The sequence below is a fragment of the Micromonospora sp. NPDC051006 genome (assembly GCF_044456245.1).
Lineage (GTDB): Bacteria > Actinomycetota > Actinomycetes > Mycobacteriales > Micromonosporaceae > Micromonospora.
This window is the reverse complement of record NZ_JBITFP010000001.1, coordinates 194,133-207,087: the sequence shown is the minus strand read 5'-3', so window position 1 is coordinate 207,087 and position 12,955 is coordinate 194,133. Positions and strand designations below refer to the sequence as shown.

At 72.5% G+C, this 12,955-nt stretch carries 8 protein-coding genes; 5 read left to right on the top strand and 3 right to left on the bottom strand.

Going from position 1 to position 12,955, the window contains the following annotated elements; genetic code table 11:
• The first annotated feature begins 9 nt into the window (after nt 1-9).
• A complete protein-coding gene (gene rplQ, locus ACIBBA_RS00910; protein WP_350871228.1) occupies nt 10-576 on the top strand; it encodes a 50S ribosomal protein L17 in 567 nt (188 codons plus the stop codon).
• 74 nt (nt 577-650) lie between these two features.
• Nucleotides 651-1,481, top strand: a complete 831-nt coding sequence (gene truA / locus ACIBBA_RS00905; protein WP_396692566.1) for a tRNA pseudouridine(38-40) synthase TruA — start codon at nt 651-653, stop codon at nt 1,479-1,481.
• Nucleotides 1,482-1,559: 78 nt separating this feature from the next.
• Here the strand turns inward: truA and ACIBBA_RS00900 are convergent, their stop codons facing one another.
• Nucleotides 1,560-2,687 carry a hypothetical protein gene (locus ACIBBA_RS00900; protein WP_396692564.1) on the bottom strand — a complete coding sequence of 376 codons (1,128 nt, stop codon included), beginning with the start codon at nt 2,685-2,687 and terminating at the stop codon, nt 1,560-1,562.
• 149 nt (nt 2,688-2,836) lie between these two features.
• Between ACIBBA_RS00900 and ACIBBA_RS00895 the strand changes: the two genes are divergently transcribed.
• Genes ACIBBA_RS00895 through ACIBBA_RS00885 form a run of 3 tightly spaced genes read left to right on the top strand, consistent with a single transcriptional unit; the run spans nt 2,837 to nt 6,164 of the window.
• Nucleotides 2,837-3,442 carry a class I SAM-dependent methyltransferase gene (locus ACIBBA_RS00895; protein ID WP_396692562.1) on the top strand — a complete coding sequence of 202 codons (606 nt, stop codon included), beginning with the start codon at nt 2,837-2,839 and terminating at the stop codon, nt 3,440-3,442.
• Nucleotides 3,443-3,483: 41 nt separating this feature from the next.
• Nucleotides 3,484-5,163, top strand: coding sequence for an ABC-F family ATP-binding cassette domain-containing protein (locus tag ACIBBA_RS00890; RefSeq protein ID WP_396692560.1), 1,680 nt, complete (start codon nt 3,484-3,486; stop codon nt 5,161-5,163).
• Nucleotides 5,164-5,219: 56 nt separating this feature from the next.
• Nucleotides 5,220-6,164, top strand: coding sequence for an aldo/keto reductase (locus ACIBBA_RS00885; protein WP_396693395.1), 945 nt, complete (start codon nt 5,220-5,222; stop codon nt 6,162-6,164).
• Between the two features lie 168 nt (nt 6,165-6,332).
• Here the strand turns inward: ACIBBA_RS00885 and ACIBBA_RS00880 are convergent, their stop codons facing one another.
• On the bottom strand, nt 6,333-6,881 hold the full coding sequence (locus tag ACIBBA_RS00880; RefSeq protein WP_396692558.1) for a hypothetical protein: 549 nt from the start codon (nt 6,879-6,881) through the stop codon (nt 6,333-6,335).
• 71 nt (nt 6,882-6,952) lie between these two features.
• Complete coding sequence (locus ACIBBA_RS00875) at nt 6,953-12,790, bottom strand: ThuA domain-containing protein (protein WP_396692556.1); 5,838 nt, start codon at nt 12,788-12,790, stop codon at nt 6,953-6,955.
• Nucleotides 12,791-12,955 lie beyond the last annotated feature (165 nt).

The window sequence follows — 12,955 nt, the reverse complement described above, 5'->3', positions numbered from 1 at the left end:
GCACCAAGCATGCCCACGCCCACCAAGGGCCCCCGCCTCGGCGGCAGCCCCGCGCACGAGCGGCTCATGCTGGCCAACCTGGCCACTGCGCTGTTCCAGCACGGCAAGATCAAGACCACCGAGACGAAGGCCCGGCGGCTGCGTCCGCTGGCCGAGCAGCTCATCACCAAGGCCAAGCGCGGCGACCTCGCGTCCCGTCGGCGGGTGCTGGGCGTCGTCAAGGACAAGGACGTGGTCTACGCCCTGTTCGACCAGATCGCGCCCCGGTACGCCACCCGCAACGGTGGTTACACCCGGATCGTGAAGACCGGTCCGCGCAAGGGCGACAACGCGCCGATGGCCGTCATCGAGCTGGTCGAGGAGCTTCAGGTCGCCGAGCCGAAGGCGAACAAGAAGACCGCCGCCCGCAAGGCCGCCCAGCAGGACAAGGTCGAGGCGCTCGCCCCGGCCGAGGAGACCCCGTCGTCGGCCCCGGCCGACCAGGACTCCGAGGCGCCGGTCTCGGCGTCCGGTGACACCGCCGCCGCCCGCGAGGACAGCGACGAGGCCGCCGAGGGCACCGAGAACAAGGCCTGATCGCAGGCAGCATCGTCGGGCCCGGCATCCCTTCCTGGGGTGCCGGGCCCGACGCCGTGAACGGGAGACACGACGTGGACGAGCGGATCCGGCTGCGACTGGACGTGGCGTACGACGGGACGGGCTTCTCCGGCTGGGCCGCCCAGCCGACCCGGCGTACGGTCGCCGGCGTGCTCGTCGAGACGCTCGACCTCGTGCTCGGTGCCGGCACGGCGACCGGCCTGACCGTGGCCGGCCGCACCGACGCCGGGGTGCACGCGACCGGGCAGGTGTGCCACCTCGACCTGCCCGGCGCGGTCTGGCGGGAGCGGGAGGGCACGCTGCTGCGCCGGCTGGCCCGGCTGCTCCCCACCGACGTACGGGTCCGGGCGATGACCGAGGTGCCCGCCGAGTTCGACGCCCGGTTCTCGGCCACCTTCCGCCGCTACGAGTACCGGGTGACCGACGCCCCGTACGGCGCCGAGCCGTTGCGCCGGCACGAGATCCTGGCCTGGCCGAAACGGCTCGACGTCGACGCGCTGAACGCCGCGGCGGCCGGCCTGGTGGGGGAGCACGACTTCGCCGCGTACTGCCGGCGCAAGGAGAACGCGACGACGCTGCGCGAGGTGACCCGGCTCGACTGGCGGCGCGGGCCGGACGGCGTGCTGGTCGCCACCGTGCAGGCGGACGCGTTCTGCCAGGCGATGGTGCGCAGCCTGGTCGGCGCCATGCTGGTCGCCGGAGACGGCCGCCGACCGGTCGACTGGCCGGCCGGCCTGCTCGACCGGCGGGAGCGGTCCAGCGAGGTGACCGTCGCGCCGGCGCACGGGCTGACCCTGGTGGCGGTCGGCTACCCGGACGATCCCGCCGAGTACGCCCGCCGGGCCGACCTCACCCGCCGGCTGCGGGTCCCGGCCGAGTCCTGAGAGCCGGCCCGTTCGGCAGGACGAGCAGCGGGTGCGTGACCCGAGGGCCGCGCACCCGCTGACGTCTCGCCCGCCGGCTCAGTCGCCGGGCAGCTCGTCGGCACCCTCCTGGCCGCCCGTGCTGTCCGAGGAGCCGCCCGTGCTGTCCGAGGAGCCGCCCGTGCTGTGCGACGGGCTTGCGGGGCTGCTGGAGGGGCTTGCGGTGGGTTGGCTCGCGGTGCCACCGTCGGCGCGTCGCTCCAACACGCCCCGGTTGAGGTGCAGCTCGATCATGTCGAAGAGGATCTCGCGGACGGCGGTGTCGCCGGACCGGATCGTCTCGCCGTCGGCGCGGGCCACCAGGGCGTACGCCAGGTAGTGACCGCGGACCTGCCAGCCGACCCGGGCCGGGGCGGTGGTGAGGGCCTTGGTGTCGTCGTCGACCGCCATGCCACGGAAGCGACCCTGTCGCTCGTCGAGCAGCTCCCGGATCCGGTCCCGCGCCCGCTCCGCGCTGGCCCGGTCGGTCAGGTTGAACAGCCCGGTGGTCACCAGGAACTCGCCGCCGGGCGAGCGGAGCGTGGCCCGGACGACCTGGCTGCAGCCGAGCCGGACCAGCAGGTCGGCCACCTCGTCGGTGGCCGCGACCGCGCAACTGCCGCTGGAGTGCGTCTTGAGCACCGGGTAGGCCGGCTCGCCGTCGGTGACCACCAGCTCCTTGCCGGCGAAGACCTCCTTGGCGGTCAGCGGCGCCTGGTCGGTGTCCCGGGAGTCGAGGTGGTCCTTTTCGGGCTCCGGCGAGGCGTTGGCCCCGGCCTGCTGGCTCGGGGTGTTCTGCGGCTCCGGTGTGCGGTCGACGAGCAGGGCGGCGGCGCCGAGCCCGCAGAGCGCGAGCAGCACGAGCACGGCTGCGCCGCCGATCAGGACCTGCCAGAGTCGGCCGCCGCCCCCGCCGCTGCGGGCCCGCTCGGGGGCCGGCGGCTCGACCGGCGGCGGTGCGGTGTAGGCCTCCGGGCGGGGCGGTGCCACCGGGGGCTCGTGGCGGACCGGCGCCGGTTCGGACGCGGGCAGCGCGAGCCGGTTCGTCCGGGGCAGCGACGGGGTGGGGAAGCGGGACGGGGAGGGCCCGGCCGGCGGAGGCGGACCGGCGCCGAGCGGGGACAGGTCGGACCCGGGCTCCGGGTACTCCACGAAATCGTCCTCATCGGACTCGTACCGATACACCATGTCGCCCAGAGTAGGAGCGGTTGTCCCTTTAGGTGGTAATAATGGGAAATTGTGGCTCGGGTCGTGGTGAAGCATGCTCGCCGCGGTCGCGCCGTCGGCGGTCCGGGCCATTGCGGGTCGGCCACCCGGCCGGTGCGAGAATTGTCAACGTGACCGGCGACCACTACTTCACCGCTGAACCCACGACCGCCGCCCGCACCCGCGAGGTCGAGTTCACCGTCGCCGACCGCGACTACACGCTCGCCTCGGCCAGCGGGGTCTTCTCCGCGGTCCGGCTCGATCCGGGCACCGCCGTGCTGCTGCGCAAGGCCGAGCTGCCCAGCCCCGACACCGCCGGCGACCTGCTCGACCTCGGCTGCGGCTTCGGGCCGATCAGCTGCGTGCTCGCCACCACCGCGCCCGCGGCCACCGTCTGGGCGGTCGACGTCAACGAGCGGGCCCGCGAACTGACCGCCGCCAACGCGGAGCGGATCGGCGCCGCGGACCGGGTCCGGGTGCGCGCCCCCGACGAGGTGCCGGCGCAGCTCCGGTTCGCCCAGCTCTGGTCGAACCCGCCGATCCGGATCGGCAAGGACGAGCTGCACGAGCTGCTGCTGCGCTGGCTGCCCCGGCTCGCCGACGACGGGGTCGCCTGGCTGGTGGTCGCCCGCCATCTCGGCGGCGACTCGCTGCACCGCTGGCTGGTCGAGCAGGGCTGGCAGGTGGAGCGGCAGGCCAGCCAGAAGGGCTACCGCGTGCTCCGCGTCACCCGGTAATTGGATGTACCGCCCCCACCGGGCTGAGGCAGGATCCCGGCGTGGGATACGTGGACGTGGCAGCGGTAGGGCACATCCTCCCCGACGGCCGGGAGCTCTTCGCTGACGTGTCGTTCCGGGTCGGCGAGGGCGCGAAGGTGGCGCTGGTTGGGCCGAACGGCGCGGGCAAGACAACCCTGCTCCGGATGGTCTCCGGCGACCTGCCGGTGAAGGCCGGCGCCGTCGCCCGGGCCGGTGGGCTCGGCGTGATGCGGCAGTTCATCGGCATGATCGGGGACGAGTCCACGCTCGCCGACCTGGCCCTCTCCCTCGCCCCGCCGGTGCTGCGCGAGGCCGGCCGCCGGCTCGCCGACACCGAGGCGGCCATGCGGGCGGCCGAGGCGTACGGCAAGTACGGCACCGCCGCCGGCAAGGCGCAGCTGGCGTACGCGGACGCGCTGGCCGCCTGGGGTGAGGCCGGCGGCTACGACGCCGAGGTGCTCTTCGACACCGTCACCACCATCGTGCTCGACCTGCCCTGGGAGACCGCCCGGGAGCGCCCGGTGCGGACCCTCTCCGGTGGGCAGCAGAAGCGCTTCGCGCTCGAGCTGCTGCTTCGCGGCCCCGACGAGGTCCTGCTCCTCGACGAGCCGGACAACTTCCTCGACGTCCCGGGCAAGCGGTGGCTGGAGGGGCGGCTGGCGGAGTCGGCGAAGTCGGTGCTCTACGTCTCACACGACCGGGAGCTGCTGGCCCGTACCGCCGACCGGGTGGTCGCCGTCGAGGGTGGTAGCGCGTGGGTGCACCCGGGCGGCTTCGCCAGCTGGCACGAGGCGCGGGTGGCCCGGCACGCCCGCCTGGACGAGCTGCGCCGACGCTGGGACGAGGAGCACCAGAAGCTGCGCGAGCTGATGCTGATGTACAAGCAGAAGGCCGCGTACAACGACGGGATGGCGTCGCGCTACCAGGCGGCACAGACCCGGCTGCGCAAGTTCGAGGAGGCCGGGCCGCCGCCCGTACCGCCGAAGGACCAGGACATCCGGATGCGGCTGACCGGCGGGCGGACCGGCAAGCGCGCGGTCGTCTGCGAGCAGCTGGAGCTCGACGGCCTGACCTACCCCTTCGACCTGGAGATCTGGTACGGCGACCGGGTCGCCGTACTCGGCGCGAACGGCACCGGCAAGTCGCACTTCCTGCGGCTGCTGGCCCGCGGTGGCACCGACCCGGATCCCGCGAACGGCCCGGTCGACAGCGGGCCCGTGCTGGCGCCGGTGGCGCACGACGGGATGGTCCGGCTCGGCGCCCGGGTGCGCCCCGGGCACTTCTCGCAGACCCACGACCGCCCCGAGCTGATGGCGAAGACCCTGGTCGAGGTGCTCTGGCGGGGCGACGACCACCGGGCCGGCATGGACCGGCACGGGGCCATGGCGGCGCTCAGCCGGTACGAGCTGGCCGGGCAGGGTGACCAGCGGTTCGGCACCCTCTCCGGCGGCCAGCAGGCGCGGTTCCTGGTGCTGCTGCTGGAACTATCCGGAGCCACGCTGCTGCTGCTCGACGAGCCCACCGACAACCTCGACCTGGCCAGCGCCGAGGCCCTGGAGGCCGGCCTCACCGCGTTCGAGGGGACGGTGATCGCGGTGACCCACGACCGCTGGTTCACCCGCACCTTCGACCGCTTCGTGCTGTTCCGCTCGGACGGCGAGGTGGTGGAGACCGACGAGCCGGTGTGGGACGTGGGGTGAGGTGGTCCACGGGCAGCACCCAGCCGGACGGGCATAGGGTTGATCTCGTGACTGAGATGACGTACCGCCGGCTGGGCGACTCGGGGCTCGTGGTGTCCGTGGTCGGTATCGGCTGCAACAACTTCGGCCGCAAGCTCGACTTCGACGGCACCCGGGCGGTGGTGGACGCCGCGCTCGACGCCGGCATCAACTTCTTCGACACCGCTGACATCTACGGGGAGCCGCAGGGCAGCTCGGAGGAGCTGCTCGGCGCGGCGCTCAAGGGTCGCCGGGACGACGTGGTGGTGGCCACCAAGTTCGGCATGGACATGCACGGTTTGAACGGGCCGGACTTCGGTGCCCGGGGGGCCCGGCGCTACATCGCGCGGGCCGTCGAGGCGTCGCTGCGCCGGCTCGGCACCGATCACATCGACCTCTACCAGATGCACGAGCCGGACCCGGACACCCCGATCGACGAGACCCTCGCCGCACTGGACGACCTGGTCCGCGCCGGCAAGGTCCGCTACCTGGGCAACTCCAACTTCGCCGGCTGGCAGATCGCGGACGCCGACTGGGTGGCCTCGTCGAACGGGCGGTCCCGCTTCATCAGCGCGCAGAACCACTACAGCTTCCTGGAGCGGTCGGTGGAGACCGAGGTCGTGCCGGCCTGCGAGCGGTTCGGCCTCGGGCTGCTGCCGTTCTTTCCGCTGGCCAACGGGCTGCTCACCGGCAAGTACAAGCGCGACGAGCAGCCGCCCGTGGGCAGCCGGCTCTCCGGCGGCGGTCGGTACGCCGAGCGGTTCGCCGCGGCGGACTGGGACACCATCGAGGCGATCGGCCGGTACGCGGACGAGCGTGGGCTCACCATGCTCCAGGTGGCGATCGGCGGGCTGGCCGCCCAGCCGGCGGTGACCTCGGTCATCGCCGGCGCCACCACCCCCGAGCAGGTGCTCGCCAACGCCAGCGCGGGCAGCTGGCAGCCCACCGACGAGGACCTGGCGGCGCTGCGCGCCATCCTCTGACCGTTTCGGCGCCGGCGGCCCGGCTCGCCCGAAGAGTGCCACCGGTACGGCCGAGCGTGGCATACGAGCGTGATACCGCAGCGGCATATTTATGCCGCTGCGGTATCACGCTCACCGGGAGTTGGCGCGCGTCGTCGAAGCCGGCCTGCGGCCCTCGCGCCGGGTGATTCAGCCTGCGTCGGAGCGCCGGCGGGTGTGCAGCATCGGCACCGCCACCGCCAGGGCGGCGAGCACCAGGACGGCCAGCCCGACCGGCCACCACCAGGCGCCCCCCGCATCCGCGGTGGCACGGGCGTCGGCCGCCGGCGCGGTCGCCGCGACCGGCGCCGCAGCCGGCGCGGCCGACTGGGCGGGCCGGGCCTGCACCTGAGCGCTCGCCGTGCTCTTGTTCGGCGGCGGGGCGCTCACCGTCACCTTCCAGGTGCCCGGGGAGAGCAGCGGTCCGCTGCTGTAGAAGCCCTGCCCCTCGGGCGCCGGCTCCAACTGCACCGGGCCGACCCGTTGACCGTCCGGGCCGGTGCCGGTGAGCGTCAACAGCACCGGCTTCTCCAGCCGGTGCCCGTCGGCGTGGACGGCCTGCACGGTCACTCCGCCCGCCCCGTCGCCGGCCACGGTCAGCTTGAGTTTCCCGGTGTGTGCCGCGGCCGGGGCCGCCGAGAGCAGGGCCAGGACCAGTCCGACGAGCAGGGCGGCGAACGCCTTGTGGGTACGCGTCACGGACGTCTCCTCACTGGGAAAGAGGGAGGCCCCTCCTCGACGCCGGAGCGTCGAGGAGGGGCCTCGTCGGATCAGAGCCGGCGGCCCGGAGCGAGCCGGGTGGCATCGCCACCCAGCCGCCCGGCACCGTCGACGGACTCGCCGTCGTTCGCCTTCACCCCGGCCTTGCTGGCCGCGCCGCCGAGCCGGACGATCATGGCATCGGCGTCCCGGACCAGCACGTCCCGGATCTCGGCCTCCGGCACCAGGGTGGCGCCGGCGGCGAGGGTCCGGAACTCGGTCAGCTGCTTGACCGCCTTCTTGTCGTTGCCGGCCGCCTCGGCCTTACGCGCGGCGTCGAGCTTCGCGGTCAGCTGCTTGTGGGCATTGGCCGAGAGCCGCCCCGTCGCCTTGAACCGGTCCAGCAGGTTCTGCATGTCCCGGAACGAGGTGGTGACGAAGAACCGGACCTCCGAGGTGGTCTGGTTGCCCGCCTTGTCGGTCGCGGTGACGGTCAGCTCGTGCAGGCCGAGCGGCAGCTCGTACATGGCCTGCAGGGTGCCGCTGACGTACGGCCGGCCGTCCAGCTCGCCGACCACGCTCGCGATGCCCGAGGTCGGGTCGACCGCCTGCCAGGACACCCGGACGTCCTGGCTGTCACCGTAGAGCTGGCCGTCGGCGATCCCGGACACCAGCAGCGTCGGCTTGGTGCCGTCGATCCGGAGCACCGCCGACTTGAGCGTCTCGGCGTTGCCGGCCTTGTCGACGGCCCGGAAGAGCAGCTCGTGATCCCCGTCACCGGTGACCTCGATCGGCGCCGAGTACGGCGTCCACGCGCCACCGTCCAGCGACCACTCCACCGACTTGACGCCGGAGCCGGCATCGGTCGAGGTCAACACGACCGGGATGGTCCCGTCGTGCCAGCCGGCGTCGTTCGCGGGAGCGAAGGACGCCGAGGTGACCGGCGCGGTGGTGTCGATCTTGAAGCTGACGGTCTTCGTCGACTCCACGTTGCCCGCCTGGTCCGTCGAGCGGAACCGCAGCTCGTGCTCGCCGTCCCCGGTGACCGCCACCGGCGCGGTGTAGTCCGTCCAGGCGGTCGCCCCGTCCAGCTGGTACTGCGTGCCGGCCAGGCCGCTGCCACCCGCCTCGTCGGCGGCGGTCAGGGTGACCGTCACCGGCCCGGTGTGCCAACCCTCGGTCGGGGTGCCGGAGACCGCCGCGGTGGTCACCGGAGCCGTCTCGTCGGCCGTCTCGGTGCTGAGCCGGAAGTAGTCGAACCCGGCGGTCTTCGAGGCGGTCTGGTTGGCGCCGAGGGTGAAGAGCCCGACCTTGGGGGTGGCACCGACCGCGCTGTTGGTGAGCGTGGTCAACGCCGTCCAGGTCGTCCCGTCGGCCGAGTACGACGCGGTGAAAGTGTCACCGCTGCGGGCCAGTCGCAGGTACCACACCGAACCGGTCAGGTTGGCGGCCTCCGGCTGCGGGTTCTGCACCGCCCCGCCGATCTCGCTGCGAAACTCGATCCGCCGCGTCACCGGCTGGCCGGCCTGGTTGTCCGCGATGTAGTCGAACTTCAGGTAGTTGTCGTCGTCCGCGTGCACGATCAGACCGGCCTGCTGGTACTGCTCGTTCAGCAGGCTGCCGTCGACCTTCGTCTCCAGGGTCCAGTCGCCGGCCGGCGCGGTCTGCAGGATGAAGTTCTCCGGCCCGGTGTTGTCGGTGCCGTAGATGTCACCGTTCGGCACGTCGACCCGCAGCGCGCCACCGGTCACCCGGTAACCCGTCGGGTCCTCCCGCAGGATCGCGTCCCACCGGCACTTGTCCAGCGTGTCGCCGGTGAACTCGTCCGACGGGTCGACCGGCCCGGCCGGCTCGTCCGGCGAGACCTGGAACCAGTCGAACGCCGCCTCGACCACCGGCGCGTCGGTGCCGCCGTTGAGCGCGAAGAGGCCGATCCGCGGGTTGGTGATGCCGGCGAGCGCGGCCGACCGGCCGACCGGGGTGAAGGTCTGCCCGTCGGCCGAGACGGCGGCGGTCAGGTTCGTCCCGTCGCTGCTCAGCCGCAGGTGCAGCGTGTCACCAGCCGGAGCGGCGGCGCTGTCGGCGGCCTCGTTGCGCGGCGCGCCGGCGGTCTCCCGGATGAACTCCACCCGCCGGCTGCTCGAGAAGAGCAGGTCCAGCTTGGCGTAGTTCTCGTCGTCGCCGTAGACCAGCAGGCCGGCCTGCTGGTAGTTGGTCGTCACCGGGAGGGTGAGCCGGGTGGTCGCCTGCCAGGCCCCGGACGGTGCCGGCTGGAGCACCAGGTTGGTGGCGTCGTTGCGGGCCCCGTAGAGGTCGCCCACCCCGGTCGGCAGACGCAGCGCGCCCTCCGAGACCGAGTAGAGCTGGTTCTCGCGGACCACGCTCCAGCGGCTCTTGTCGAGGCTGTTGCCGGTGAAGTCGTCCGAGCGCGCCCCGAAGCAGGACGTGTTCGGCGCGTCCACCCGCACCGGAACCGTGGCGTACGACTTGGCGCCCTTGCTGTCGGTCACCGTGAGCGTCGCCGTGAAGGTGCCCGGGCTGGTGTAGGTGTGGCTGGCGTCCAGCGTGGACGCCGTGCCGCCGTCACCGAAGTCCCAGGCGTACGTCAGCGGGGTGTCGCCCTCGGCGTCGGTGGCCGTGCCGTCGAAGGCGACGGTGACCGGCGCGGTGCCGGCGGTCGGGGTGGCGGTGGCGCTGACCACCGGTGGCCCGTTCTCCGTGACGCCGCGGCCGAGGAAGTCCATCCAGTTGACGTTGAGCAGCGACCCGGCGCCACCGTTCGGGTCCCGGGCCACGAAGTACAGCGTGCCGCTCGCGGCACCGGTCACCGGCGCGGTCACGTCCGTGTACGTCTGCCATCCGCCGGTGCCCGGCACGGTGGCCGAGGCGACCAGCGGTCCGTCGGCCGCGCCGACCCTGACCTCGATCCGACCACCGGCGACGGCCGAGGCGGCCCGGAACCGGATGTCGGTGATGTTGGTCAGGTCCGCCGGGGCGAGCGACCACCAGTCGCCGTCCTCGATGAACCCGATGTTCTGGCCCCCGCCGGCGGTGTCGCCGGTGGTCTCCCGCTGCACGCCGGCGTCGCCGCCGCCGGTGCTCACCGGCGCCCGGCCGGTGGCGGTGAAGTACTCGGCCTGCTTGCGCTTGGGCTGCAGCTGCTCGATCGCCCGGCCGGTGAGCGGCCCGGCCCCGCCGGTGCCGCCCTCGTCGGTGTAGGTGGCCTCGAAGACGGCGAAGACGTTCGCCTCGGCGCCGTGCCCGGAGGCGAGCGACGTCTGGACGGTGCCGGTGCAGCCGGTGTGCTGCTCCAGCGGGTGGGCGTGCTCGTCGTGGCCGAGCAGCACCTGCAGCTGGACCCGGTCGCAGTCGATCTCCCCGTCCTCCGGGTCGGTCACCTTGACCGTGTAGCGGACCTGGTCACCCCAGTCGAAGAAGCCGCCGTCCGGCGGGAACTCGATGGTCACCGTCGGCGCGGTGTTGCCCACCGTGACCGGCACGTTGGCCACCGCGGTGCGGCCCTTCGGGTTGGTCACCGTGAGCTGGGCGGTGAAGCTGCCCGCCGTCGCGTAGGTGTGCGTCGGGTTCGCCTCGGTGGAGGTCTGTCCGTCGCCGAAGGCCCAGGCGTAGGTGAGCGTGCCACCGTCCGGGTCCCGGGATCCGGCGCTGGAGAAGTTCACGGTCAGCGGCGCCGGCCCGGAGGTCGGCGTGGCAGCCGCCACCGCGATCGGTGCCCGGTCACCGGCGATGTAGTCGATCCGGTAGACGCCGGAGTTGTCGTTGTTGCCGCCGAAGCCGCTGCCCCACTCGATCAGGTAGAGCGCGCCGTCCGGGCCGAACTCGAAGTCCATCGGCCGGATCATGCTCATGCCGGTGAGCAGTTGGTTGATGTCCACCAGCGACTTGCCGTCGGCGGTCACCTGCATGGTGTACATCTTCGACTGGTTCCACTCGCCGAGCAGCGCCTTGCCGTCGTAGTACGCCGGCCACTTGCGCTCGGAGTTCAGGTCGGCGTCGTAGCGGTAGACCGGGCCGCCCATCGGGGCGCCACCGCCGCCGATCTCCGGGTACCGGGCGTCACCGGCGTAGCCGTAGTCGACGGTGGCCGGGACGACCGGCGGGAGGTTGGTCAGGCCGGTGTTGTTGGGCGAGTTGTTCACCGGCGCGGCGCAGTCGAACTTCGCCCCGCTCGGGCCGGAGGGGAAGGTGTAGTCGTTGTACGCCTCGTTCGTCCCGGTGCAGTACGGCCAGCCGTAGTTGCCGGGCGTGACGACGTTCCACTCGACCAGACCGCGGGGACCCCGGGTCGGGTTGTCCGCGTTGGCGTCCGGCCCGTAGTCCGCGACGTAGAGCGTGTTGGTCTTCGGGTCGGTGCCGATCCGGAACGGGTTCCGGAAGCCCATCGCGAAGATCTCGGGGCGGGTCTTGTCGGTCCCCGGCGCGAAGAGGTTGCCGGCCGGGACGGTGTACGTCCCGTCGTCCTCCGGGTGGATCCGGATCACCTTGCCGCGCAGGTCGTTGGTGTTGCCCGAGGTGCGCTGGGCGTCGTAGTCCTGGCGGCCCGGCCGCTCGTCGATCGGCGTGTACGCGCTCGACTCGAACGGGTTCGTGTTGTCACCGGTGGCCAGGTAGAGGTTGCCGGCCCCGTCGAAGGCCATGCTGCCGCCGGCGTGGCAGCAGGTGTTGCGCTGGGTGTCGACCCGCAGCACCTGCTTCTCGCTGGCCAGGTCGATGGTGTCGCCGGTCACCGTGAACCGGGACAGCAGGTTGCGCGCGACACCGTCGTTCGGGGCGTAGTAGAGGTAGACCCAGTGGTTGGTGGCGAAGTCCGGGTCGAGCCGGATGCCAATCAGGCCGTCCTCGTTACCGGTGAAGACGTCCAGGTCGACGGCGGTGACGGTGCTGCCGGTGTCCGGCTTGACGATCTGCACCCGGCCGTCGCGCTCGATATAGAAGACCCGCCCGTCGGGCGCGATGTCCAGCTCCATCGGGTTGCTGGTGTTGCTGTCCAGGGCGACCTTCTCGAAGCTGGCCGTCTTGGAGGCGCCGCAGTCGGCGTCCGCCGCGCCCGCGGCGGTACGGATGCCGCCGAGCAGGTGGCCCAGGAACTCGGGCTCGGCGTACGACTCCCGGGTGTGGCCGCCCCCAGTGTACCAGGACCGGCCGCCGTCGAAGTCCTGGCACCAGGCGATCGGGTGGTCGGCGCCCATCGCGCCGGCGCCCGGGGTGTAGCTCTTCTCGTCCAGGCTGGCCAGCACGTGCACGTCCGGCCGCGGGTTCGTCTGGTAGTTGTACCACTCGTCGAACCGCGACCAGCGGTCCGGCAGCTCGGCCGTGGACGGGTGGGCGTGATCCTCCACCTTGACCGTGGCCTGCTGGTTCGCCGGGTGGTTGGCGAAGTACGCGCCGACCAGGTCGCCGTACCAGGACCAGCTGTACTCGGTGTCCGAGGCGGCGTGGATGCCGACGTAGCCGCCGCCGGCGCGGATGTAGCGCTCGAACGCAGCCTGCTGCTCAGGGTTGAGCACGTCGCCAGTGGTGGAGAGCCAGATCACCGCCTGGTACTTCGCCAGGTTGGCGTCGCTGAAGGCCGCGCCGTCCTCGCTGCTGTCCACGGTGAATCCGTTGGCCGCGCCGAGCTGCTGGATGGCGGCGATGCCGGTCGGGATCGAGTCGTGCCGGAAACCGGCGGTCTTGGAGAAGACCAGGACGGAGAAGGGTTCGTCGGCCGCCTTCGCGGCCTTGGGCAGCGCCTGGGTGACCGTGGTCGCGGCCTGCGCGTCCCGCGGGGGGATCTGCGCGGCGGCCGGTGCCGCCTGCGCGGGCGCGCCGAACAGGGTCGATGCGGCCAGGGCGAATGAGAGCAGGGTTGCGGTGAGTGGTATACGGGCACGACGAGATCGGGACACGCCGCCTCCTATGTCGCGGTGGACAGGGATCGCGGGGGCCGGCTCGCCGAAGACCGTCCCAGATGGAGCCGGTGCGGACACCGTGCCAGGGCGTCCACGCCAGCATTTTGTCGAATCGCTGAACAAATTAATTCCGCTGGATGCATGTCGGGCAAGATGCCAGCG

Excerpts from the sequence above, each read along its gene's own strand:
- ACIBBA_RS00900 (WP_396692564.1), bottom strand. The coding sequence starts at position 2,687 with ATGGTGTATCGGTACGAGTCCGATGAGGACGATTTCGTGGAGTACCCG.
- rplQ (WP_350871228.1), top strand. The coding sequence starts at position 10 with ATGCCCACGCCCACCAAGGGCCCCCGCCTCGGCGGCAGCCCCGCGCAC.
- ACIBBA_RS00885 (WP_396693395.1), top strand. The coding sequence starts at position 5,220 with ATGACGTACCGCCGGCTGGGCGACTCGGGGCTCGTGGTGTCCGTGGTC.